Genomic DNA, 22,756 nt, shown 5'->3' with positions numbered 1-22,756 from the left:
GGCCGTGCATCACCCGGTGGCGCCAGCCCCTTCAGTCGGCCCGCGTGCCGCCCGCGGCGCCCGCCCCCGCCACCCCGATCCAGGCCGCGATCATGAGGCTGCCGCCGATCGGAGCGGCCATCGGAAACAGCCCCGCGCCCATGAAGGCGCGCATCGCGAGGTCCCCGCAGAAGAGCACCGTGCCTGCCACGAGGCCCCAGGCGGAGATGCGGGCGCCAAGATTATGCATCACGCCGGCCTTGCGTCCGACAGCGACCGCGATGACGGCCGGGGCGTGCAGCGACAGCATGCTGGCCGCAACCGACAGGCTGGTGCCGGCATAGGTATGGCTGGCGAGCGCCGCGAAGACGACGCCGGCCGCGCCCATGAGGCCGGCGACGATAAGGAGGAGGCGGGTAGCTGTCATGACGAACCGGAGCGATGGGGGACCGGGCGCCACCATGCAGGTGCCAAGGGCCGGGTCAATGCACCGCGGTGCGCCTCAGCCGACCGCGACGGTCATGGGAATGGGCATGGCCGGCTGTTCCCTGGCGACGGGGAGCTTCCGGGCGGTCCCACGCAGTTGCGCCAGTTCGGCGTCGATCTGCTTGTCGGTCAGGGCACGGTAGCGGCGCGAGATACCACGGGGGTCGGGCGCCGGCCTGCGCCAGCGGCGGCAGAACGCGGTGACGAGCGGGATGAAGATGTTCTCGTCGAGGGCGACCGCCCGGGCCATGGCCTCGAACGGCTCGATCCTCCCGCGCGCCAATGCCGTGATGAGGGCCTCGCGCGCGATGCCGAGCGTGGCGCCGAGCATTTCGATCGCCGGGATGACCTGGTCGGTCGCGGCGAACAGCGTCAGCGCCTCGCCGAGCGATTTGGTGCCGGCCTTCACGTCGCGGCGGACGTCGTGGGCGCTCGCGAGGGAATCCTGGTGCAGCCGCATGCGCCGGATCTTCTCGGGGATCGCCTCGGAGGCAACCTTCTGCGCCTGCAGCACGGCCTCGCGGTCGAGGCGCTCGAACAACGCCGCCTTCAGGTGATCGGGAACCACCAGCGCGAGGCGGAGGGCGTCCTCCGGATCGAGTTCGGGCCGGTTGCACAACTGGATCTGCAGCGGCAGGTCGTGCGAGGCGCGCGTCACGAGGCGCGAGAAGGCCTTGCGGGACAGCTTGACGAATGTGTTCGCGGAGAGCGTGCGCACGGTCCGGGCATCGCCCGCTTCGGCCAGCGCCTCGGCCGCCTCGCTGGTCAGGTCCTCGCGCTCGGCCATGATGCGCGTATCGATGAAGCGCCGCTGCTTGCCGAGGTTCAGGATGGTCGCCGGCTCTGGGGTCGCGTGGCCGAGCGAGATCTCCGCGACCAGTTCCTCGTCCTTGTCGATGACCGCGAAGGTGCGCGGCAGATCGAGATCGAGCGCGCCGAAGCTGCGGGCGAAATAGACGCGCCGCTCGATCGGCATCGGCGGCAGGAGATGGGCGACGATACGGTCGAGGCGCTCCTGGGCCTTGGCGGACGGGCGCGGCTGGTCCGGACCGAACTGCCCGAGAATGCCGGTCACGATGGCCTGCTGGGCCACCGGCGGCAGTTGCTCGACCGCAGCGAGAACCTGTTCGACGGGATTTTCGAGCGACGGGAGCATGTCGAACCGCGAGGGGGAAAGCTGACGGTACGAGGATGCCTCCACTTCGATAACGTTACGTAAACGGGAATGCTCGCGCCTTCCGAAGCCTGTCATCCGCGTCAGTTCAATATTCAACCGATGGGTTGACAAACGGATCTTGCAGAACAATATTCAACTGCATGGTTGAATTAATGCCCGCCCACCTCGACACCGTCTTCCACGCCCTCGGCGATTCCACCCGGCGCCAGATGCTGCGCCGGCTCGCGGACGGGGACCGCACCGTCGGCCAGTTGGCCGAGCCCTTCGCCATCTCCCTGGCAGCGGCCTCCAAGCACATCAAGGCGCTGGAGCGTGCGGGCCTGATCGCACGCGAGGTGCGCGGCCGCACGCACTGGTGCCGCCTCGCGCCCGGTCCTCTCGCCGGCGCCCATGAATGGCTCGGCTTCTACGAGCGGTTCTGGACGGGCCGCCTCGACGTCCTGGAGCGCCTCCTGCGCGACGAGGACTCCGGCAAGACTTCCCAACCTCCCCAAGGAGACGAACCATGACGGACCTTGCGACCCTCGATCCCTATGGCGCGCTGACCGAGCCCGCGACGCTCACCATCCGCCGGCTGTTGCCGGGGCCGGCAGAGCGCATCTGGGAGTATCTCACCAACAGCGACCTCAGGCGGAAATGGCTGGCGGCCGGCGTCATGGAGAGCGAGGTCGGATCTTCCTTCGAATTCGTCTGGCGCAATGGCGAACTCGACGATCCGCCGAGCCCGCGTCCCGAAGGCTTTCCGGAGGAGCACCGCATGGCCGGCCGCATCCTCGAGATCGATCCGCCGCGCCGTCTCGTCATCACCTGGGGCACGGAGGGCGGTTCGGTCGCCTTCGACCTGGAACCGAAGGGCGGCGAGGTGCTGCTGACCATCACCCATCATCGTCTCGCCGACCGCAATTCCATGCTCAACGTCTCGGCCGGCTGGCACATGCACCTGGACGTCCTGTTGGCCCGCGTGACCGGAACGCCCCACGAACCCTTCTGGTCCGGCTGGACCCGCCTCAAGGGCGAGTACGATCGGCGCCTGCCCGTCTGATCTGACCCTCGCGCTCCGCTACCGGCCGATCTGCGTCGCCCGGCTTCGCAATGTCACAGTGCGCCCTGGCCCGAGCCGTCGGGTCAGGGCCTTTTCGCTCTGAGGGCCCGGTCCATGACCGCCGAGATCGCGGTAGTGGTCGCGCGACAGCAGAAGCCCCTGATCCGGTTCGGCCCCGCGGCCGAGCATGAACCGGAGGCGGGCGCGCGCCAGCCGCACCTTCGCGGCCAGCCCGTAGTCATCAACGCCGAGGGCGAAGACGGCGGCGCGTCGGCCGCTCTCGCCCCGCCGGTTCACCTGGTCGAGAAAGCCGCGCACCTCGCGAATCCAGCCCTCGTCGAGCACCACACCCGGGCGAACGAACATCAGCCAGGACGCTTTCGTCGTGGCCGCCGTCGCCGCGAGTCTCGCGCCGATCGCGGCCGGTCCCTTGAGGAACCTGCAGCCGGCGACATCGGCGACCGCTTCCGTGCCATCATCCGAGCCGCCATCGGCAATGATGGCCTCGACGATCAGCCCGTCGGCCGCGCCGGCGACCAGCGCGGCGAGGGTCGGCATAAGGCGGCGCTCGTCGTTGAGGGTGGGGATGATGACGCTGATCACGGCGGGGGAACATTCCTTTCGCAGTGCAGTATAATCGTGCGGCGCGGCGTTCATCCAGCCTTCATCGCGCCGTCACGAAACCGCCCTGCGGGCTTGATGAGTGGCGTCGCGGTTGAAATCCAGCCGCGAAAGCGCCTAAAGAAACGCGCCGCAGCAATCGGCCCCGTCCGGCGTCGGTGCAGCGCAAGACAAGACCGGGAATACGACCATGACGCAATGGGTCTTCACCTTCGGCGATGGCAAGGCCGAGGGGCAGTCGAGCATGCGCGACCTGCTCGGTGGCAAGGGCGCGAACCTCGCCGAGATGTCCAACATGGGCCTGCCCGTGCCGCCCGGCTTCACCATCACCACCGGGGTCTGCACCTGGTATTACGCCAACGGGCGCAGCTATCCGGCCGAACTCGCCACCCAGGTCGAGGCGGGCCTCGCCCAGATCGGCGCCCTGACCGGCAAGCTCTTCGGCGATTCGGCGAACCCGCTGCTGGTCTCGGTGCGCTCCGGCGCCCGCGCCTCCATGCCCGGCATGATGGACACGATCCTCAATCTCGGCCTCAACGACACCACGGTCGAGGCTGTCGCGGCGGGCTCCGGCGACGCCCGCTTCGCCTATGACAGCTACCGCCGCTTCATCCAGATGTACTCCAACGTCGTGCTCGACGTGGACCACCACAATTTCGAGGAGATCCTCGAGGTCTACAAGGAGCGCAAGGGCCTGACCCTCGACACGGACCTGTCGGCCGAGGATTGGAAGCACCTGGTCGGCGAATACAAGCGACGTGTCGAGGAAGAGACCGGCGCCGCCTTCCCGCAGGACCCGCGCGAGCAGCTGTGGGGCGCCGTCGGCGCGGTCTTCTCGTCCTGGATGAACCAGCGCGCCATCACCTATCGCCGCCTGCACGCAATCCCCGAGAGCTGGGGCACGGCGGTCAACGTCCAGGCCATGGTCTTCGGCAACATGGGCGAGACCTCGGCCACCGGCGTCGCCTTCACCCGCAACCCCTCCACCGGCGCAAAGGAGCTCTACGGCGAGTTCCTGATCAACGCCCAGGGCGAGGACGTGGTCGCCGGCATCCGCACGCCACAGAACATCACGGAAGCCGCCCGCATTGCCGCCGGCTCGGACAAGCCCTCCATGGAGACGGCGCTGCCCGAGGTCTACCGGCAGTTCATCGAGGTCGCTGCGACGCTGGAGAAGCACTACCGCGACATGCAGGACCTCGAGTTCACCGTCGAGCGCGGCAAGCTGTGGATGCTGCAGACCCGCAACGGCAAGCGCACGGCGAAGGCGAGCCTCAGGATCGCCGTGGAACTCGCCAATGAAGGCGTCCTGACCCGCGAGGAGGCCGTCTCCCGCGTCGAGCCTTCCTCGCTCGACCAGCTCCTGCACCCGACCATCGACCCCAAGGCCGAGCGCCGCGTGCTCGCCACCGGCCTGCCCGCCTCGCCGGGCGCCGCACAGGGCGAGATCGTCTTCTCCTCCGACGAGGCCGAGGCCATGAAGGCGGCCGGTCACAAGGTCATTCTGGTGCGCGTCGAGACGAGCCCGGAGGACATTCACGGCATGCACGCCGCCGAGGGCATCCTGACCACCCGCGGCGGCATGACCAGCCACGCGGCGGTCGTCGCCCGCGGCATGGGCAAGCCCTGCGTCTCCGGCGCCGGTTCGCTGCGCGTCGACTACGCCGCGCAGGCCATGTCGATCGCCGGCAAGGTGCTGAAGAAGGGCGACGTCGTCACCATCGACGGTTCGACGGGGCAGGTCCTGCTCGGCGAGGTGCCGATGCTGCAGCCGGAACTGTCGGGCGAGTTCGCCACCCTGATGGGCTGGGCCGACGCCGTCCGCCGCCTCAAGGTTCGTACCAATGCCGAGACGCCGGCGGATGCGCGCGTCGCCGTGACGTTCGGCGCCGAGGGCATCGGCCTCTGCCGCACCGAGCACATGTTCTTCGACGAGGACCGCATCGTTGCCGTGCGCGAGATGATCCTCGCCGATGACGAGAAGGGCCGCCGCGCGGCGCTCGCCAAACTGCTGCCGATGCAGCGTTCGGACTTTGTCGAGCTGTTCGAGATCATGGCGGGACTGCCGGTCACCATCCGCCTGCTCGACCCGCCGCTGCATGAGTTCCTGCCGCATACCGACGCCGAGATCGCCGAGGTAGCCGCCGCCATGGGCGCCGACCCCAAGAAGCTGAAGGCGCGGGCCGAGGAACTGCACGAGTTCAACCCGATGCTCGGCTTCCGCGGCTGCCGCCTTGCCGTCGCATTCCCTGAGATCGCCGAGATGCAGGCCCGCGCCATCTTCGAGGCCGCCGTGCAGGCGGCACAGAAGAGCGGCAGGCCCGTCGTTCCCGAGGTCATGGTGCCGCTGGTCGCCACCAAGGCTGAGTTCGATCTGGTCAAGGCGCGCATCGTCGCCATGGCGGATGCGGTCATCAAGGAGACGGGCGCGAGCCTCGACTACATCGTCGGCACCATGATCGAACTGCCGCGCGCCGCGCTGCAGGCCGGCAGGATCGCCGAGACCGCCGAGTTTTTCTCCTTCGGCACCAACGACCTGACGCAGACGACCTTCGGCATCTCCCGCGACGACGCCGCGAGCTTCCTCAACCCCTATCTCGCCAAGGGCATCATCGAGGTCGACCCCTTCGTGACGCTCGACCAGGAGGGCGTCGGCGAACTCGTCCAGATTGCCGCCGAGCGCGGCCGCAGGACGCGGCCCGACATCAAGCTCGGCATCTGCGGCGAGCATGGCGGCGACCCCGCCTCGATCCACTTCTGCGAGAAGGTCGGCCTCGACTACGTCTCCTGCTCGCCCTTCCGCGTGCCGATCGCGCGGCTTGCGGCGGCGCAGGCCGCTCTCGGCAAGGCGGCGGCGGGGCAGGCGTGACGCCGTCCTCGATCGCCGAGGTCAGGGCCGGCGGCAAGCGCGCGCTTGCCGCAGCGCTGGCGGCGATCGAGACGGAAGCCGGCACCGAAGCTCTGGCCTGTTTCCTCGACGAGGCCTGCCGCCATGCACGCGGCGCGACGCTCGGCCTCACCGGCCCGCCCGGCGTCGGCAAGTCCACCCTCACCAATGCCCTCGTCGCCGGCTGGCGCAGGGCCGGGGAGACGGTCGGCGTCATTGCCGTCGATCCCTCTTCCCGCCGCACCGGCGGGGCTCTCCTCGGCGACCGTGCGCGCATCTCCACCGATCCCGGCGACCGCGGCGTCTTCGTCCGCTCCATGGCGGCGCGCGACCGCCTCGGCGGGCTTTCCGACCAGACGGTCGCGGCCATGGTCATCATGCGCACCGTCTTCGACCGGGTGCTGATCGAGAGCGTCGGCATCGGCCAGTCTGAGGCGGATGTCGCGATGGTGGCGGACACCGTCGTGCTCTGCATCCAGCCCGGCTCCGGCGACAGCCTGCAGTTCATGAAGGCGGGCGTGATGGAACTGCCCGACGTCATCATCGTCACCAAGGCCGACATGGGCGCGCCGGCGCAGCGCGCCAAGGCCGATGTCGAGGGCGCGCTGACGCTGGTGGCGCGCGACCCCGGAAGCTGGGCGGCGCCGGTGGTCCTCGTCTCCTCGACGACCGGAGAGGGGCTCGACGCTCTCGCAGCCGCGATCGGCGCCCACCGGCGCTGGCTCGGGGCCGGGCGTCTGGCCGCACGCCGCGCCGCGCAGCAGGACCAGTGGGTCGAGGAGGCGCTGCGCACGCGCTTCGGCACGGCGGGTCTGGCTCTGGCGGCGGCCATGGAGGCGGAGGGCGCGGCGGCTGGCCCGTTCGGTCGCGAGCATCGCCTCGCAGCCGGGCTTGAGGCCCGGCTCGCCTGAATCGGCGGGCATTAACCCGCTCTCAACGTTACCTCGGCGATAAGGTTAGCAGTCGGTGACCTGTGTCTCGGGTTCCGGCGGGTTCGGTGGCGTTTGCCCAGTAGCGTTTGCGTGGAGTGCGTTCGGTATGCGTGCGTTGCGTCGGCGTTCGTCGCCAGTCCTCGGGGTCTCCGTGCTCGTGCCGGGCCTCGCCGCCTCGTTCCTTCTCCTGTCGTCTCAGCCTGTCGCCTATCAGGACCTCGTCAGCCACCTGGCGATACGCGCCGGCGCGGACCAGACCTGGCGCCGCCATGTGGCGAGCCTTGTGCGGCCCTCCACCACGGTCGCCGGCTTCGTCTTCAACCGCCCGATCCCCCGCGATCCCGACGCCCCACGCCTCGTCATGGCGAGCCTGAGCATGGAGGCCGCCGGCGATCTGCGTCGCGCCGGCTCCCGGCCGGGTCCGGCCCTGGGAGCGGGCATGGATCGCGCCGTCCTCTATCCGGTGCCCAACCGCGAGGCGAAGGGCGACCTGCTGCTGGCGCATCGGGTGCTGAGACCCAGCATCGGCTCGCTGCAGCCGGCACCCGGCCTGCCGCGGCCGGCGGGCGATTTCGCGGAGTCTTCGCCGTCGGCGCCGGTCCCTGCAGAGGAGAGGGCCGATGCCGGGCATTCGCCGCTCGCCGTCGGCGGCATGCAGCTGGCCTCCGTCTCACCCTCCGCCGTGCTCGACGACCGGTCGCCTGTCGCCCGCCTCGGCATCGCGGCACCGCCAGCCGACCTCGTCGTCGAAGAGGAGGCTCCCGAGGGCCGCCGCTTCGCCGCCGAACTCGAGGACAACAAGGCCGGCATCGCCATCGGCGGCGACGGCCCCATCGCCCGGGCCGCCGCCGGCTTCGGCGCGCCGTCCATGCCGGTCGAAAGTGCGCCCTTCCGCGTCACGGCCACCCATGAGGCCGTGCCCGGCTTCGATCCGGTGCTCGGGCCCTTCGCAACCGACACGCGCGGCGACCGGCAGGACTCCCTGCTCGCCCGCCTGCTGCAGCGGCCGGTCGCGCCGACGCTCGAGACGCCGTCCGAGGATCGTTCGCCCCCCCGCATCGGATCGACCGCCCATCCCGCCGTCGCGCTGGGGCTCAGCGGCCCCGCCCATGCGCGAGCCGAACGCTGCCTCGCCGAGGCGATCTACTGGGAGGCGCGCTCGGAGCCCGAGCGTGGCCAGATGGCGGTCGCCCAGGTCGTGCTCAACCGGTCGGTGTCCGGCTTCTACCCGCGCGACGTCTGCGGCGTCGTCTACCAGAACGCCCACCGCTACCTCGCCTGCCAGTTCACTTTCGCCTGCGAGGGCCGCCGCAGCCTGGTTCCCACCGAGGCGGGCCCCTGGTCGCGCGCCAGCCACATCGCCAAGGAGATGATGGCGGGGCGCCTCTGGCTGCCGGAAGTCGGCCATGCCACGCACTATCACGCGACCTATGTCAGCCCCTGGTGGGCGCGGTCGATGAACCGCCTGCAGCAGATCGGCATCCACGTCTTCTATCGGCCGCGCAACTGGGGCTCAGGCCCGCAGGTCCAGCTCGCCCGCCCGGCCAGCAACGACAGCTGATCCTGGGCCTCGCGCGATCCGACGCCTGCGCCCCGGCCGCAATGATCCGCGCTTCGGGCGGGCCTCGCGATTGGCAACTGCCACGTCCCGGCATCTGCAAATCGTATGGGAGCCATCACGGCTTATCGCTTCTGCGGCACGTCCCGGAGCACTAGATTGGCCGACGTGTAGCTGCACGATGCCTGTCCGGAGCTTCCCCCGATGACCGCAACGACCTCCCCCGATCGTCCGGATACGTGGCGTACGCCCTTCGTCATCATCCTGTGCGGCTGCCTGATCGGCCTCCTGTCCTTCGGCCCACGCTCGGTCGTCGGCATGTTCCTCATGCCGGTCTCCACCGAGAACGGCTGGACCCGTGACGTCCTCTCCCTGACCATCGCCATCCAGAACCTGATGTGGGGCGTCGGTCAGCCCTTCGCCGGCGCCATCGCCGACCGGTTCGGCACGCTCAAGGTCTTCTGGGTCGGCGCCATCATGTACGGGCTGGGCCTTGCCTGCATGGCGCTGCCGCTGCCGCCGCTCGCCATGCACCTCATCTCCGGCACGCTCGTCGGTCTCGGCCTCGCAGGCGTGTCCTTCAACCTCGTGCTCGCCTGTTTCGCCAAGCTTCTGCCGGAAAGCCGGCGCGCCTCGGCCATGGGCATGGGCACCGCCGCGTCCTCGTTCGGCCAGTTCGTCTTCGCGCCGCTGACGCCCTTCCTCATGGACCTCGTCGGCTGGAAGGTGGCCCTCCTGATCTTCTCGTGCGTGCCGCTGGTCATCATCCCGCTGTCCTTCGCGCTGGCCACCCGTCCCTCATCCGGCGTCGGCCAGGGCAGCGGCGCGGAGATGAGCATCGCCGCAACCCTGAAGCAGGCCTTCGCCCACCCGAGCTACGTCTATCTGGTCATCGGCTTCTTCACCTGCGGATTCCAGTTGGCCTTCATCACCACGCACTACCCGACCTACCTAAAGGACCTGAACATCGAGGCCTGGGTGGCCGGCGCCGCCCTCGCCCTCATCGGCCTGTTCAACATCGTCGGCTCCCTCAGCGCCGGCTGGCTGTCGTCGCGCATGTCGAAGCGCTGGCTGCTGGTGTGGATCTATTTCTCGCGTGGCGCGGCGGTGGTCCTGCTCTTCGTCTTCCCGCCGAGCACGGCGCTCGCCCTCATCTTCGCCGCGCTGATGGGCCTGTTGTGGCTCTCCACCGTGCCGCCGACATCAGGCCTCGTCGCCCTCATGTTCGGCACGCGCTACATGGCGATGCTCTACGGCTTCGTCTTCTTCTCGCACCAGGTCGGCGGCTTCCTCGGCGCCTGGCTGGGCGGCGTCATGTACGAGCGCACCGGCTCCTATGAAGTCATGTGGTATCTCTCGATCCTGTTCTGCATCGGCTCGGGCCTGATCAACATCCCGATCAAGGAGCGCCCCGTGGAGCAGCCCATCGCGGTGCCGGCCGAGTAGGGCCAAGGCCCTACCGGAATCTCCCGGCCCTACCGCGCCACCAGCACCTGGCGGCAGGCCTCGGGGAGCCCCGCCATGGTAATCGGTGGCGGCGGCCGCCAGTTCGGGTTCGGCCGCGGATTGAGCACGGCCTCGGTGAACCACCAGTCGAGCTCGGCGCCGCAGCCGTCGCTGGTCGGCGGCGGGTCCTGCGGCCGGCAGCCGGGGCTTCCCGCCGGACAGCGGATGCGGATGTGCATGTGGTAGTTGTGGCCCGGCACCGGCCTGACGCGCGACAGCCAGGAGCGGTCGCTGCCGGCCTCGCGGCAGAGCGCCTTCTTGATCGCCGCATTGACCAGCACGCGCTCGACGACCGGGTCCTGCGCCGCCGCCTTGATGACGCGCAGGTGGTCGGCCGTCCAGACGGCCGGATCGATGTCGCGGCGGTCGGCGCGCACCATGTTGACGGCCGAGGTCGCCTCCCGCTCCTCGCGGGTGAGCTGGCGGCGCGGCATGGGGGTAAGCCAGATGTCGGCGTCGAGGCCGATCTGGTGGGAGGCATGGCCGGTGAGCATCGGGCCGCCGCGCGGCTGGGAAATGTCGCCGACGAGGATTCCGGGCCAGCGCGACACCTGCGGCACCTTGCGGGCGAAGCGCTCGAGGAAGCCCATCATGTCGGGGTGGCCCCACATGCGGTTGCGCGACAGGCGCATCACCTGCCAGGTCTCGCCGTTGACGGGCAGCGCCACGGCGCCCGCCACGCAGCCGCGCGAATAGAAGCCGAAGGCGCGGGCCTCCATCGGAGCGCCGGTGGTGGCGCGGCCGAAGAGCTCCTTGGCCGGCAGGTTCGGATCGTTGGGATTGGCGAGCGGCGGCAGCGCCCGCGGGGTGACCGTGCCGGGGGTCTGGGCCGTTGCCGAGCCGGCGAGAACGGTCAGGAGGGCGGCGATGAGGAGGGGGCTTTTCATGGTCGCGGTGCGGCTCGTGAAGGGCTGGACCTTACACTAGGCAGGATGTCGTTAACCATTCCTGTCCGCTGCGCCGCCCGGTCGCACCGCGGCAACGGTGCGGAGACACCGCGCCAGGACGCAAGGAGCCGCGGCCACGGCCTCTTAAGGTGAATCCCGCATCGGCCTTTACAGCGGACAGCAGATTCGGAATCACTTTGTCCCGGCCCGCAAGGGAACGTCTGTCTGTTTCGCGTCGGAGGGGAATTCCATGCGTGCGATTCCTTGCGTGGCCGCCCTGCTCGCCAGCCTGTTCTTCTCGACCGCGCAAGCCGCGGCCTCCATCGTCGTGCGCATCGACAAGACGACGCAGACCATGCGCGTCGTCGTCGACGGCGAGCATCGTCACACCTGGGCCGTGTCCACCGGCCGCGCCGGCTACAACACGCCCAACGGCTCCTACCGGCCGCAGCGCCTCGAACGGCACTGGCGCTCGCGCAAGTACGGCATGGCGCCGATGCCGCATTCCATCTTCTTCCGCGGCGGCTACGCCATCCACGGCACCAACATGGTGAGCCGCCTCGGCAGCGTCGACAGCCATGGCTGCATCCGCCTCGCCCCCGCCAATGCGCGCATGCTCTTCGAGATGGTGGCGCGCCAGCGCGGTGCGACCCGCATCGTCATCGAGGGCGCCTCGCCGCGCCGCCCTCCGCCGTCGATAGTCGCCAGCCGCGGGGCAGGCCGCGTGGCGGCGGCATCGCCCTCCGGAACCGCGCAGATGCGACTTGCCATGCAGAGCGACCGGCAGTCCGCGGCCCTACCGACCGGTGGCCGTGCCGATCGGGTGTCCGCCCGCCCGGCACAGACGCGGATCGCCGCGCGCACGCAAGCCCCTCGCGCGGCAGCACCCGCCCCGCGCGACGCCAATCGCCATTTCACCGAATGGTTCCTGCGCCGCTAGGTGCAGGTCTCGCCCCGGCTGTTCGGCCGCGAGCCCTGCGGTCTGCCCGCCTTGCAATTCCCGGCGGGCGCCTTTATGCAGCGCCTCTCGTGGACAGGTGGCCGAGTGGTTGAAGGCGCACGCCTGGAAAGTGTGTATACGGGGAACCGTATCGCGGGTTCGAATCCCGCCCTGTCCGCCAATAATTCAAGTAAAGCATTGAAATAAAAACGAATTTTCCGATCACGGCAACTGTCTCGCAGATCGGCCCACAGATCTGTCAGCGCTGCGAGGGCAGCGGCGACTTTGGGTGGCCGAGGTCTCTGTATCGGATCCGACTCGCCAGGTAGCATGGCGACTGTGCCAATGCGGTTGGCGCGGCGATCGCCCAGGTCTCCGGCGAATGCGACCCGATTCCCGCGACATGACCCGCAACGATGGCTGGATCCGGCGGCGGCCATCGCATCGGATCGCGCGGTCACGGCCGGTGCCGACAGGTCCACGCTCAAGATGATCGAGATCGAGGACATGCCGATCGCCTATCTGCCGGACACCTCGCTGAGGTGCGTGTGCGCGTCATCGGTGCCGTGGCGAGCGGCTGACCGGAACGGCCCGGACTTGCCGGAGGCTTGGCCTAGCGAGTCTCCACCGGCACCTGAACCGCAGCTCAGACCCGCGAGCTCGGCCGGTAGAACGGCTCGTGGCGGGAGGGGTCGATATAGTCCGCATAGAAGCGCCGCACATGCGGGAGCAGGGCCTTGGAGAGGTGCCGACGCTCGACCTCGTCGTGAGACAGGGCCTTGGCGAGATCGTCGTGCAGGGCCTTGAGGGCGGCATCCTTGTCGACCCGCGTGAACCGGCCGTCGGCATAGAGAATCTCGCCGTCGCACATGACCGCCTTGACGCCCTGGGCCTTGGCTCGCTGGATGAAGGCGTCAAGAACCGGGGTCTCCGCGTCGAGATAGGGATAGGCGATGGCGTTCCAGTCGTGCAGCGACAGGTCGGCGGCCTTGCCCACCTCGAGGCTGCCGATGCTGGTGCCATAGGGCGTTGTTCGCGCGCCGCCGGTGGTCGCCATGCGCAGCACCTGCGCCATGGTCGGCACATCCGCCTCCACCATGCCGGGCACCCGATGGGCACGCAGCACGAGCCGGAGCTCCTGAAGCATGTCGCGGTCGTCGTTGATGCCGGCCTCGTCGAGCCCGATCGCCGTGTTCATGCCTTTCGCCTCGAAGGCATTGAGGGCGGCGACGCCCGAGCGCAGGCGGAAATTGGAGGAGCAGTTGTGGCAGACGCAGCCGCCGGCGCTGGCCAGCCGCTCGATGTCGCTCTCGTTGAGCCAGACGCCGTGGCCGAGAGTGAGCCGCTCGTTCACCATGTCGAAGCGGTCGATATATTCGAGCGCCGTGCACGCGCCGCGCCGCCAGGCGTATTCCTTCTGGTAGGCCGTCTCGAGCAGGTGCATGTGCATCGGGACGTCGAACTTCTTCGACGTCTCCGACAGCGCGGCGAGCGCCTTGTCGGAGCACCAGTGAAGATTGGCGGGCGCGAGCTGGATCTTCACGCGGCTCTTGGTCTGGTGCTTGCGGTAGAGGCTTTCGAACAGGCCCATGACCTCGTCGAGGCCAGCCTTGAAGCGGTCGAAATAGCGCTTCATCGGATCGCGCAGCTCGGCCGGCAGGCTGGCGATGAAATCGGCATCGGCCTGGTAGACGAGCCGGTTCTGGTCGCGCACGGCGTAGCAGTAGGACACCCGCATGCCGATGTCCTCGTAGGCGCGGATGACGTCGGAGCTCTTGGCCTCCACCTCCTCGAGGGTGCCGGGCATCCAGCCGTGAATGTGCTGGACGGTCGTGATGCCCGAGCCGATCATCTCGAAGGCCGAGTAGAGCGTGTCGAGATAGAGATTGAGGTTGCGGATCACCAGGCGGGTGATGAACCACAGTTCCAGCGGCATGTCGGGCGAGCCGAGCTGGACCGGCGTCAGCCCGACATGGTGGTGTCCGTTGACGAAGCCGGGCAGCACGATCTCCTCGCCGGACCCGATCACCGGCACCGTGGGATGGCGGGCGTGGAGATCGGCATAGGTGCCGATGGCGGTGATCACCCCGTCCTCCTGCAGGACGGCGCCGTCGTCGATCTGGTTCCAGGTGAAACGGTCGACGACGCCGGTGATCAGCGTGCGGCTGCGGACGAGGGACGTGGCCATGGCAGGTTCCAGGGTGGGAGAGGGAAACGGGGAACGTGTGGCGGGAACGCCGCCGCATGAGGTCAGGCGGCCGGGACCAGCCCTTCCTGTTCGGCGAAGGCACGATCGACCTCGTCGCGCAGGAGATCGGTCAGGTGAATGCGCAGAGCCTCGCTCTCGCGCGAAAACAGGTTGCGCGGCCGCGGCAGGGGGTTGGTGACGATCGTCTTGATCCGTCCCGGACGGGCGGTGAACACGACGATGCGGTCCGACAGGGCCACCGCCTCGTCGATGGAATGGGTGACGAAGAGCACCGAGGCGCCGCTGTCGCGCCAGACGTCGAGCAGGAAATCCTGCATCTTCTGGCGCGTCTGGACATCGAGGGCCGCGAAGGGCTCGTCCATCAGCAGGACCTTGGGGCGCATCGACAGGGCCCGCGCCACCGCCACGCGCTGCCGCATGCCGCCGGACAGTTCGTCCGGCCGCTTGTTGATGGCCTCTGCCAGCCCGACGCGCTGGAGCGCATCCGCCGCGATGGCCTTGCGCTCGGCCTCCGGCACGCCGCGGATGGCATGGCCGAAGGTGACGTTCTGCCAGACGTTCAGCCAGGGGAAGAGCGACGTCTCCTGGAAGATCAGGCTGCGATCGGGCGATGGGGTCTCGACGCGGTCGCGGAACGACCAGATCTCTCCCGCGGTGGCAGGTTCCAGCCCTGCGATCAGGTACAGCAGCGTGGACTTGCCGCAGCCCGACGGGCCGAGAAAGACCACGAACTCCCCGGGGCTGATGTCGAGGTCTATATCGCGCAGCGCCTCATGCGCGCGGCGGGTTCCCGCGGCCCAGATTTTCGAGACGTCGCGGCAGACCACGCTGTCCTTCGACGAGTAGGCTTTGGGTGTCTCAGAGGCCACGCAGGACTCCCGTCGTTTCAGGCACCCAGTAGAGGATCCGCTTCTGGACCATGCGCAGGATCCAGTCTGAAGCGAAGCCGAGGAAGCCGATGAGGGCGATGCAGAAGAAGACCAGCGACGGATTGAACGTGTTGCGCGCCAGCATGATCACCTGGCCGAGCCCATAACCGACGCCGGTGGTCTCGGCGATCAGCACCACCATCCAGGCGCCGAACATGTTCAGCCGCAGGACCATCAGCAGGCCGGGCAGGATGGCCGGCACGATGACGCGCAGATAGATCTGCCGCTTGGTCGCTCCCATGGTCCGGGCGACGTTGATCAGGTTCCTGTTCACCCCGTCGATCTGCGCCACCGTGCCCAGCACCATATGGAAGAACAGGGCGATGACGACCATGAAGATGGCCGGCGCGTTGCCGATGCCGAAGATGAAGATGGCGACGGGAAGCCAGGCGATCGGCGAGACCGGCGACAGCAGGGTGATCGTCGGCAGCGTCAGCTTCTCGAACAGATGGAAGTAACGGATCAGCACGCCCACCGTGACCGCCAGAACCGAAGCGATGAGGAGCCCGGAGAAGACGCGCCCCATGGTGGCCCCGATCGTGATGAACATGGCCTGCCGGGGGCTCGGGCCATCGGCCGGATTGAGGCCGATGGACCACCGCGTGGCCGTGTTGAAGAACTTGGCCTGGTCGGCGAAGGCGCCGAGAAAGACGTGCGGTGGCGGCAGGAGCTTGGGGTCGGCGACACCCGCCGCCCAGAGCAGTTCCCAGATCCCGGCGAAGAGCCCGACCGAGACCAGCGTCCAGCCGATCCGCGGCGCGGATTCGGCCAGGTTTTCCCTCAGGCGCGTGCTCCAGGTCTCCGCCGTTCCCTGAGGAACGGCGGACCCCTTGGCGGCGGCCGGCGGCGCGTGATCGGCGATGGCGGCGTCTGTCATCGCCGCCTCACGCCGACTTGTATTTCAGCTTGGCATAAAGGTCGGCGTTCTCCGCGATGACCTGCTCGAGCAGGGTCCAGTCGATGGCGTCCCGCGTCGGCTTCTTCTTGATGTAGCCCATCTCGACCAGGCTGTCGGTGCGCTCCAGGATGAAGTTGGTCTGGGATCTCGCATCGACGACCGCGGGCTGCTTGCCCATGGCGAGGACCGCGTTCTCCATCGAGGTCTTGTAGTAGGTGCCGACCAGCTTCGTCAGCGTCTCCTGTTGCTGGCTTTCCGCCATGGCCTGGGCCTGCATCATCCCCTTGATGATGGCCTTGAGCCCCTTCGGGTTCTCGGCGATGAGGCTGGACCGGGCCGCGAGCACGCAATCCGTGTAACCCTTGCCGTAGATGTCGGTGCCGTCGGAGAGCTTGTGCGCCCCCGGCACGTCGCGCAGCAGGGCGGTGCCATAGGGCTCGATGGTGCAGATCCAGTCGATGGCGCCGGCCTTGAAAGCCTCGACGGCTTCGGGCGTGGAGCCCATGTAGCGCACCGTCACGTCACGGAAGCTGATGCCGTTCTTCTTCAGGTAGTCGTACGGCATGACCTCCAGCGTATCGAGCTGGAAGGTGCCGAGCGTCTTGCCCTTCAGCTTCTGCGGCGTGTCGAGGCCCGGCCGCGATACGATCACGCAGCCCTCGACACCGCCGCCGGCCACCACCTTGACCGGCGCACCGGCATCGAACAGCGCCATGAAGCTGGTGTATGGCATCAGCCCGACATCGACCTGGCCCATGCCGAGGAAGGTCACCTGCTCGGCGAAGGTCGGCGTGTTGATGAACTGCAGGTCAGTGCCCTCGGCCCGGGAGAACTGCATGGCGTGGGCGAGGAAGATGTTGAGGTTGCAGAAGCCGGTTCCGTGGGTCGACTTGATCGGCCTGCCCTGGGCCAGCACAACGCCGGGGCCGACCGCCATGGTGATGGCGGTGGCTGCTGCGCCGGCGCGGAGGAATCCGCGCCGCGAGAAATTCATGGCCTGGAGGTTCGGCAGGTGCATGCAGCCATGGCGGTCACACATGGGAGACTCCACTGAAGATCGGTTGTTGGGGATGATGCGGATACGGGACGGTCGCGCCCTGCGGCGCGTGGCTCGGCAGCCGGGCGGCAAAGGCCCGTCCGGTCTGCAGCTCTGGACTGTTGTGGTGGGGACGACCAGCCGTCGGCCGGCTTGCGCATGGTGCGACCGCCGGTTCCTGCCCTTGATCCACGCTCGTTGACATCGGCCGCGAGCAGCCGATGAGGTCGAGGATTGCGATCATCGCAATCTCCACAACAACAAGGCGGCACGCCAACCTGAAGTCCTCGCCCTTCGGCGGGGGCTGCGCTGAACTTCGAAAATGCAAGGGTGATGCCAAACCATGGGATGGCACCGGAAGGCCGGGATTCCGCGGTTTCGACGATCGGTGCGGGCAACCCGCATTCGCAAGTTGCCCAGAAGCCGTGCAGCATTGCAGCGAATGTCAGCAGAGAAAGACGGCAGGCGTCTGAATTGGCCGCCAGTTGTCCGGACACACCCCATAGCCGTCCGTCTGAATCGGAAAATCTCCTGGCGTCGTCGGCCGCGCCTCTTGCATCCCAGCGGATACCGACGATCGACGTCGATCGACGAGCTGACAGGACCCTCGACCGTCGCGCCGGAATCGCAGGCGGGAGGCTCCCGCCTGTTGGCTCAGCAGGTCGGATGGAAGCCCCGGCGCCTCGGCCGTGGCCTCACGGGAATGCAGGAAGGGCGGGCCGGCCCCTCACCTGAACAGCACGACCGGGATTTTGCACGAGCGGATCATCTCGGTGGTGGTGCTGCCGATGATGAGGTTGCGGATGCGGGAGTGGCCGTAGGCGCCCATGACGAGGAGGTCGATCCCGTCCTTCCCGACGATGCCGGCGATGACGGCGTCGGCCTGCCCCAGCTCGACACGCGCGGTCGCCTGAAGGCCACCGGCCTTGAGCTGCGCCACGGCATTGTCCAGCTTTCGCTGGTTCTCCGGCGACGGCGCGCCGGCCATGACGATATCGACCGCAAGACCCGCAAACAGCGGCGAGCGCGACACGTGGTCGACAGCCTTCAGGGCGCTCGGGCCGCCGTCGAAGGCGATCAGGATCCGATGGATCGGCCTGAAGGCGCGTGACGCGACGAGGATCGGCTTGTGAGTGGAGCGGACGACCCGTTCCAGGTTCGAGCCGAGGTGCAGGCTGGCGAAGTCGGCGGCCTCGCCGCGCTTGCCGATCACCACGAGGGCGGCGTCCGGCTCACGTTCGGTGATCGCCTCCAGGAGATCGCCATGGCGCAGGGAGATGGTCACGTCGGCGACGCCGGCGGCAACCAGGCGCTCGCGGGCGGCATCGAGGATGAGGCGGCCGCGCTTCTGCACGAGCTTGGCCCGGTCGGCGTCGAGCGCCGCAAGCTCGGCAAGCAGGTGCTGCTGCGCGTCGGCGGCGATGCTGCCGCTCAGATCGGGCGCTGCCGTCGAGACGTCGCGGCGCCCGAGCACGTGGAGCAGTTCGACCGAGGCCTTCAGACTCAGGGCAGCCCAGGCCGCGTGGTCGGTGACGCTGTCGGCATAGACCGAGCCGTCGAGGCACGAGAGAACCTTGGTCATGGTGTTTCCCCTCAATGGCCCATGAGGCGCTCCATGGCGCCGGGCTTGTCGTGAATGGCAAGGCGGTCGACGATCGTGGAGCTTGCCTCGTTCATGCCGATCAGTTCCACCTCCGCGCCCTCGCGGCGGAATTTCAGCACCGCCATGTCGAGCGCCGAGACGCTGGAAATGTCCCAGATATGCGCCTTGCTGACGTCGATCACGACCTTTTCCAGGACCTCCTTGAAATCGAAGGCGGCGGTGAAGTCGTCGGCCGAGGCGAAGAACAGCTGACCCTCGACATGGTAGGTGCGCATCGTGCCGTCCGCCGAGGCGATGGAGGTGACGCGGAACAGCTGCGCGATCTTCCAGGCGAAGAAGATGCCCGACAGGAGCACGCCCAGCAGCACGCCGATGGCGAGGTTGTGGGTCAGCACCACGCCGCCGACAGTCGCCAGCATCACGACGCTGGACGAGCGCGGATGGTCCCTGAGGTTGCGGATGGAGATCCAGCTGAACGTGCCGATGGAGACCATGATCATGATGGCGACGAGGGCCGGCATGGGGATGCGGCTGACCATGTCGCCGAGAACAACGATCAGGAACAGGAGAAGCGTGCCGGCCACGAAGGTCGACAGCCGTCCGCGCCCACCCGATTTGATGTTGATGACCGACTGGCCGATCATCGCGCAGCCGGCCATGCCGCCGAGGAAGCCGGTGGCGATGTTGGCGACGCCCTGGCCGACGCATTCGCGGTTCTTGTCGCTCGGCGTGTCGGTCAGTTCGTCGACGATCTGAGCCGTCATCAGCGATTCCAGCAGGCCGACGGCCGCCACGGCGGCTGAATAGGGCAGAACGATCAGCAGCGTCTGAAGCGTCCACGGCACGTCCGGCAGCAGGAAGACCGGCAGGGTCGAGGGCAACTGGCCCATGTCGCCGACGGTGCGGACATTGAGACCGAAGGCCATGGCCGCCGCCGTCAGGACGACGATGCAGACGAGCGGCGAGGGAATGGTCTTCGTGATGTAGGGGAAGCCGTAGATGATGCCCAGGCCGGCGGCGACCATGACATAGGTCAGCCATGGCACGCCGATCAGTTCGGGAAGCTGCGCCATGAAGATCAGGATGGCGAGCGCATTGACGAAGCCGGTCATCACGGACCGCGACACGAAGCGCATGACATAGCCGAGCCTGAGATAGCCGGCCGCGATCTGCAGGATGCCCGCAAGGATCGTCGCGACGAGGAGATACTGCAGCCCGTGCTGCTTCACGAGCGTCACCATCAGGACGGCGGTGGCGGCGGTAGCGGCGGAGATCATGCCCGGGCGGCCGCCGACGATGGCGATGATCACGGCGATGGAGAACGAGGCGTAGAGGCCGACCTTCGGGTCGACGCCCGCGATGATCGAGAAGGCGATGGCCTCGGGGATGAGCGCCAGGGCGACGACCGTACCGGCGAGGATGTCGCCACGGATGTTGCCGAACCATTCGGCGCGGAGCCGCGAGAGATTGATTGTCATGGGGGAATGATCACCTGGGGCGTCGCGCCGAATGGCACGGGTCGCCTGATCGAGTTCTGGAAAGGCAGGAAGCCATGGCTTGGTACGGGCCAGCTCAATCCATAGCGAAGCCCGGCCAGGGGCCGGGGGGCAGGATTGGCGCGCGTGATCGACAAGCTACAATGGAGTCACTCTGCTGGGCCGCAACACACGGATGCTGCGATGCACAACGCACCTAACATGCAATCTCAGGGCGAGCAACCTGCGTTCCTGAGGGAACGGCCATGAGCGGGACCGGCCGATGAAGAAGGACAATCCTGATCCCATCCCGCGCGATGTCGAGGCTCTCTGCCGTCGTTTTCGGCCTGTTCTCGAAAAGGAGCTCGCCGAGATCGAGGCCATGCTCGCCGATCATGCCGCGAATGCCGCTCCGGTCGCCCTCGACCAGCAGAGCGTCGGTCGGCTGGCACGGATGGACGCGATGCAGGTTCAGGCCATGGCCCAGAATGCCGAGGCGCGGCGGAAGGTTCGCAGACTTCGCATCCTCCGCGCGCTCGACCGGATGGCTGACGGCACGTTCGGCACCTGCTGCGATTGTGACAACCCGATCAGCCCCGGCCGGCTGGCCGCCGACCCCACTGCGCCCCAGTGCGTCGGCTGCGCGTCGTAGGATCTGCGCCGGTCACGCGAAGGAATGGGCATCGGCGTCCGCCCGGCGTCCGACACCGCGTTCCCGCCCTTCGGCACGCCATCAACTCACGACCGAAGCCGTGGTCCGGCCGGTGAAGCGGGTCACCTCCGCCATCGCCATGGCGGTGTCCCGCACCGCGGCCAGCGCCTCGGACGTCGGCAGATGGTGATGGTCCGCGCGCGGCTCGAAGCGCTCGAGATAGACCCGCAGCGTCGCGCCGCGGGTTCCCGTTCCCGACAGGCGATAGATGATGCGGGCATCGTCGGACACGATCTGGATGCCCTGTTTGGTCGCCACCGATCCGTCCACCGGGTCGGTGTAGGCAAAATCACTCGCGTCGGTGACGGTGAAGGGTCCGGCGCGGGTCCCCGCGAGCGTGGGGAGCCTGCGCCGCAGGCTCTCCATCAGGTCCTCGGCCGCGCTCGCATCGACCTCCTCGAAATCGAGCCGCTGGTAATAGTCGCGCCCATAGGTCCGCCAGTGCTCGCCGAGGATGTCGCCGATCGACAGCCGCCGCTCGGCAATGATGCTCAGCCACATCATCACCGCCCACAGGCCGTCCTTCTCGCGCACATGGTCCGATCCCGTGCCGGCGCTCTCTTCGCCGCAGATCGTGATCAGGCCGGCCTCGAGCAGATTGGCGAAATATTTCCAGCCCGTCGGCGTGACATGGGCCGGAACGCCGAGCGCCGCGGCGACGCGGTCGAGCGCGCGGCTGGTCGGCATCGAGCGCGCGACGCCGGCGAGACCCTGGCGATAGCCGGGGACGAGGCGGGCGTTGGCGGCGATCACGGCGAGGCTGTCGCTCGGCGAGACGACGAGGCCGCGGCCAACGATGAGGTTGCGGTCGCCATCGCCATCCGACGCCGCGCCGAAATCGACCTCGGAGCGCCCCGCCACCATATCGACCAGCGCCGCCGCGTGGTGCGGATTGGGGTCGGGGTGCAGGCCGCCGAAGTCGGGCTTCGGCGTCTGGTTCATCAGGCTCGCTTCGGGCAGTCCGAGGCGGCGGTGAAAGAGCTCGGTGGCATAGGGTCCGGTGACCGCGTTCATCGCATCGAAGCGCATGGTGAAGCCCGACCGGAACAGCTCCGCGATACGGTGGAAGTCGAACAGGGTCTCCATGAGGCCGACATAGTCCTGGACGCTGTCCACCACCTCGACCAGACAGCCTTCAACATGCTTCCGGCCCACGTCCGCGAGCGGAAACTCGCCCGCCTCGAGGATTTGGTAGCGGCTGCAGGTCCGGCTTCGCTGGTGGATGGCGTCGGAGACCGAAACGGGGATGGGCCCGCCGTGGGCGGCATTGATCTTGATCCCGAAGTCGCCGTCCGGGCCGCCTGGATTGTGGCTCGCCGAGAGGATGATCCCGGCCTTCGCCTTGCGGGCGCGGATGAGCGCCGAGGCAGCCGGCGTCGACAGCAGTCCGTCGCGGCCGACGATGACATGGCCCACCCGGTTGGCAGCGGCCATCTTGAGGATCGTCTGGATCGCCTGGTCGTTGAAGAACCGACCGTCGCCACCCAGCACCAGCGTTGCCCCGGCGACATCCAGCACGTCGAAGACCGACTGCATGAACAGTTCGACGTAGTGGGGCCGCATGACATGCGGGACCGGCTTTCTGAGCCCCGACGTGCCGAGAGTCTGGTCGGGGTATGGCCGGGCGTCCACGGACAGGATCACGTGCGTCTCCAGGGTTCGGCGAGGGGAAAGTGGTGAGAACGGGCTTCGCGTCAGAACCGGACGGTTGCGCGAATGTTCAGGAGCGTCGCGGCGAGAAGATGGACGGCGGCCACGACGCCAATGGGAGCAATACCTATTCCGGCATCGAATGCGTAACCCATCAGGAAGGGAGTGAGGGCCGAGGCTATCACCATGACCGATGCCGCGACAGCCCGCACCGTCGTGATCTGCATCG

The 22,756-nt window shown here is 68.1% G+C and carries 20 protein-coding genes and 1 tRNA gene; 9 read left to right on the top strand and 12 right to left on the bottom strand.

Annotation, left to right across the window (positions count from 1 at the left end; genetic code table 11):
* Nucleotides 1–31: 31 nt before the first annotated feature.
* Both ACJ4V0_RS05545 and ACJ4V0_RS05540 read right to left on the bottom strand, forming a co-directional pair.
* On the bottom strand, nucleotides 32–406 hold the full coding sequence (locus tag ACJ4V0_RS05545) for a DUF423 domain-containing protein (RefSeq protein ID WP_448298568.1): 375 nt from the start codon (nucleotides 404–406) through the stop codon (nucleotides 32–34).
* A 75-nt stretch (nucleotides 407–481) separates the two neighbouring features.
* A complete protein-coding gene (locus tag ACJ4V0_RS05540) occupies nucleotides 482–1,621 on the bottom strand; it encodes a DUF2336 domain-containing protein (RefSeq protein ID WP_448298567.1) in 1,140 nt (379 codons plus the stop codon).
* A gap of 161 nt (nucleotides 1,622–1,782) precedes the next feature.
* On the opposite strand from ACJ4V0_RS05540, the gene ACJ4V0_RS05535 reads away from it, so the two are divergent.
* Complete coding sequence (locus ACJ4V0_RS05535) at nucleotides 1,783–2,151, top strand: ArsR/SmtB family transcription factor (protein WP_448298566.1); 369 nt, start codon at nucleotides 1,783–1,785, stop codon at nucleotides 2,149–2,151.
* Complete coding sequence (locus ACJ4V0_RS05530; protein ID WP_448298565.1) at nucleotides 2,148–2,684, top strand: SRPBCC family protein; 537 nt, start codon at nucleotides 2,148–2,150, stop codon at nucleotides 2,682–2,684. Before ACJ4V0_RS05535 ends, ACJ4V0_RS05530 begins: the two co-directional genes overlap by 4 nt.
* Nucleotides 2,685–2,702: 18 nt before the next feature.
* Here ACJ4V0_RS05530 and ACJ4V0_RS05525 read toward each other — a convergent pair whose 3' ends face one another.
* A complete protein-coding gene (locus tag ACJ4V0_RS05525; protein WP_448298564.1) occupies nucleotides 2,703–3,341 on the bottom strand; it encodes a glycosyltransferase in 639 nt (212 codons plus the stop codon).
* Between the two features lie 154 nt (nucleotides 3,342–3,495).
* Here ACJ4V0_RS05525 and ppdK point away from each other — a divergent pair, with 154 nt between their 5' ends.
* The 4 genes from ppdK to ACJ4V0_RS05505 all read left to right on the top strand — a co-directional run bounded on the left by ppdK (nucleotide 3,496) and on the right by ACJ4V0_RS05505 (nucleotide 10,128).
* Entirely contained in the window at nucleotides 3,496–6,174 is a 2,679-nt protein-coding gene (ppdK, locus tag ACJ4V0_RS05520) for a pyruvate, phosphate dikinase (RefSeq protein ID WP_448298563.1), read from the top strand.
* Entirely contained in the window at nucleotides 6,171–7,103 is a 933-nt protein-coding gene (locus ACJ4V0_RS05515; RefSeq protein ID WP_448298562.1) for an ArgK/MeaB family GTPase, read from the top strand. Before ppdK ends, ACJ4V0_RS05515 begins: the two co-directional genes overlap by 4 nt.
* A gap of 127 nt (nucleotides 7,104–7,230) precedes the next feature.
* On the top strand, nucleotides 7,231–8,685 hold the full coding sequence (locus ACJ4V0_RS05510; protein ID WP_448298561.1) for a cell wall hydrolase: 1,455 nt from the start codon (nucleotides 7,231–7,233) through the stop codon (nucleotides 8,683–8,685).
* Between the two features lie 201 nt (nucleotides 8,686–8,886).
* Nucleotides 8,887–10,128 (top strand): MFS transporter, encoded by a 1,242-nt coding sequence (locus tag ACJ4V0_RS05505; RefSeq protein ID WP_448298560.1) that lies wholly within the window; start codon nucleotides 8,887–8,889, stop codon nucleotides 10,126–10,128.
* 29 nt (nucleotides 10,129–10,157) lie between these two features.
* On the opposite strand, the gene mepA is transcribed toward ACJ4V0_RS05505, so the two are convergent.
* Complete coding sequence (mepA, locus tag ACJ4V0_RS05500; RefSeq protein ID WP_448298559.1) at nucleotides 10,158–11,075, bottom strand: penicillin-insensitive murein endopeptidase; 918 nt, start codon at nucleotides 11,073–11,075, stop codon at nucleotides 10,158–10,160.
* A 250-nt stretch (nucleotides 11,076–11,325) separates the two neighbouring features.
* On the opposite strand from mepA, the gene ACJ4V0_RS05495 reads away from it, so the two are divergent.
* Together ACJ4V0_RS05495 and ACJ4V0_RS05490 are read left to right on the top strand one after the other, a co-directional pair.
* On the top strand, nucleotides 11,326–12,015 hold the full coding sequence (locus ACJ4V0_RS05495; protein WP_448298558.1) for a L,D-transpeptidase: 690 nt from the start codon (nucleotides 11,326–11,328) through the stop codon (nucleotides 12,013–12,015).
* A 91-nt stretch (nucleotides 12,016–12,106) separates the two neighbouring features.
* Nucleotides 12,107–12,196 (top strand) — tRNA-Ser (locus tag ACJ4V0_RS05490).
* Nucleotides 12,197–12,661: 465 nt separating this feature from the next.
* Here the strand turns inward: ACJ4V0_RS05490 and ACJ4V0_RS05485 are convergent.
* The 6 genes from ACJ4V0_RS05485 to ACJ4V0_RS05460 all read right to left on the bottom strand — a co-directional run bounded on the left by ACJ4V0_RS05485 (nucleotide 12,662) and on the right by ACJ4V0_RS05460 (nucleotide 20,168).
* Nucleotides 12,662–14,203: an amidohydrolase family protein gene (locus ACJ4V0_RS05485; RefSeq protein ID WP_448298557.1), complete on the bottom strand. Its 1,542-nt coding sequence runs from the start codon at nucleotides 14,201–14,203 to the stop codon at nucleotides 12,662–12,664.
* Nucleotides 14,204–14,265: 62 nt separating this feature from the next.
* Entirely contained in the window at nucleotides 14,266–15,093 is an 828-nt protein-coding gene (locus tag ACJ4V0_RS05480) for an ABC transporter ATP-binding protein (protein WP_448298556.1), read from the bottom strand.
* The gene (locus ACJ4V0_RS05475) at nucleotides 15,083–16,030 is read right to left on the bottom strand and encodes an ABC transporter permease (protein ID WP_448298555.1); all 948 of its coding nucleotides are present in this window, start codon (nucleotides 16,028–16,030) and stop codon (nucleotides 15,083–15,085) included. The genes ACJ4V0_RS05480 and ACJ4V0_RS05475 overlap by 11 nt, the downstream gene beginning before the upstream one ends.
* 7 nt (nucleotides 16,031–16,037) lie before the next feature.
* Nucleotides 16,038–17,090, bottom strand: coding sequence for an ABC transporter substrate-binding protein (locus ACJ4V0_RS05470; RefSeq protein ID WP_448298554.1), 1,053 nt, complete (start codon nucleotides 17,088–17,090; stop codon nucleotides 16,038–16,040).
* A 724-nt stretch (nucleotides 17,091–17,814) separates the two neighbouring features.
* On the bottom strand, nucleotides 17,815–18,669 hold the full coding sequence (locus tag ACJ4V0_RS05465; protein WP_448298553.1) for a universal stress protein: 855 nt from the start codon (nucleotides 18,667–18,669) through the stop codon (nucleotides 17,815–17,817).
* 11 nt (nucleotides 18,670–18,680) lie between these two features.
* Nucleotides 18,681–20,168 carry a SulP family inorganic anion transporter gene (locus ACJ4V0_RS05460; RefSeq protein ID WP_448298552.1) on the bottom strand — a complete coding sequence of 496 codons (1,488 nt, stop codon included), beginning with the start codon at nucleotides 20,166–20,168 and terminating at the stop codon, nucleotides 18,681–18,683.
* A 280-nt stretch (nucleotides 20,169–20,448) separates the two neighbouring features.
* Between ACJ4V0_RS05460 and ACJ4V0_RS05455 the strand changes: the two genes are divergently transcribed.
* Entirely contained in the window at nucleotides 20,449–20,817 is a 369-nt protein-coding gene (locus ACJ4V0_RS05455; RefSeq protein ID WP_448298551.1) for a TraR/DksA family transcriptional regulator, read from the top strand.
* 81 nt (nucleotides 20,818–20,898) lie between these two features.
* On the opposite strand, the gene ACJ4V0_RS05450 is transcribed toward ACJ4V0_RS05455, so the two are convergent.
* Both ACJ4V0_RS05450 and ACJ4V0_RS05445 read right to left on the bottom strand, forming a co-directional pair.
* Nucleotides 20,899–22,521 carry an alpha-D-glucose phosphate-specific phosphoglucomutase gene (locus ACJ4V0_RS05450; RefSeq protein ID WP_448298550.1) on the bottom strand — a complete coding sequence of 541 codons (1,623 nt, stop codon included), beginning with the start codon at nucleotides 22,519–22,521 and terminating at the stop codon, nucleotides 20,899–20,901.
* Between the two features lie 50 nt (nucleotides 22,522–22,571).
* Nucleotides 22,572–22,754 carry a hypothetical protein gene (locus ACJ4V0_RS05445; protein ID WP_448298549.1) on the bottom strand — a complete coding sequence of 61 codons (183 nt, stop codon included), beginning with the start codon at nucleotides 22,752–22,754 and terminating at the stop codon, nucleotides 22,572–22,574.
* Nucleotides 22,755–22,756: the final 2 nt, after the last annotated feature.

The sequence above is a fragment of the Phreatobacter aquiterrae genome (assembly GCF_053471285.1).
This window is presented reverse-complemented; position numbering and strand designations above follow the sequence as displayed.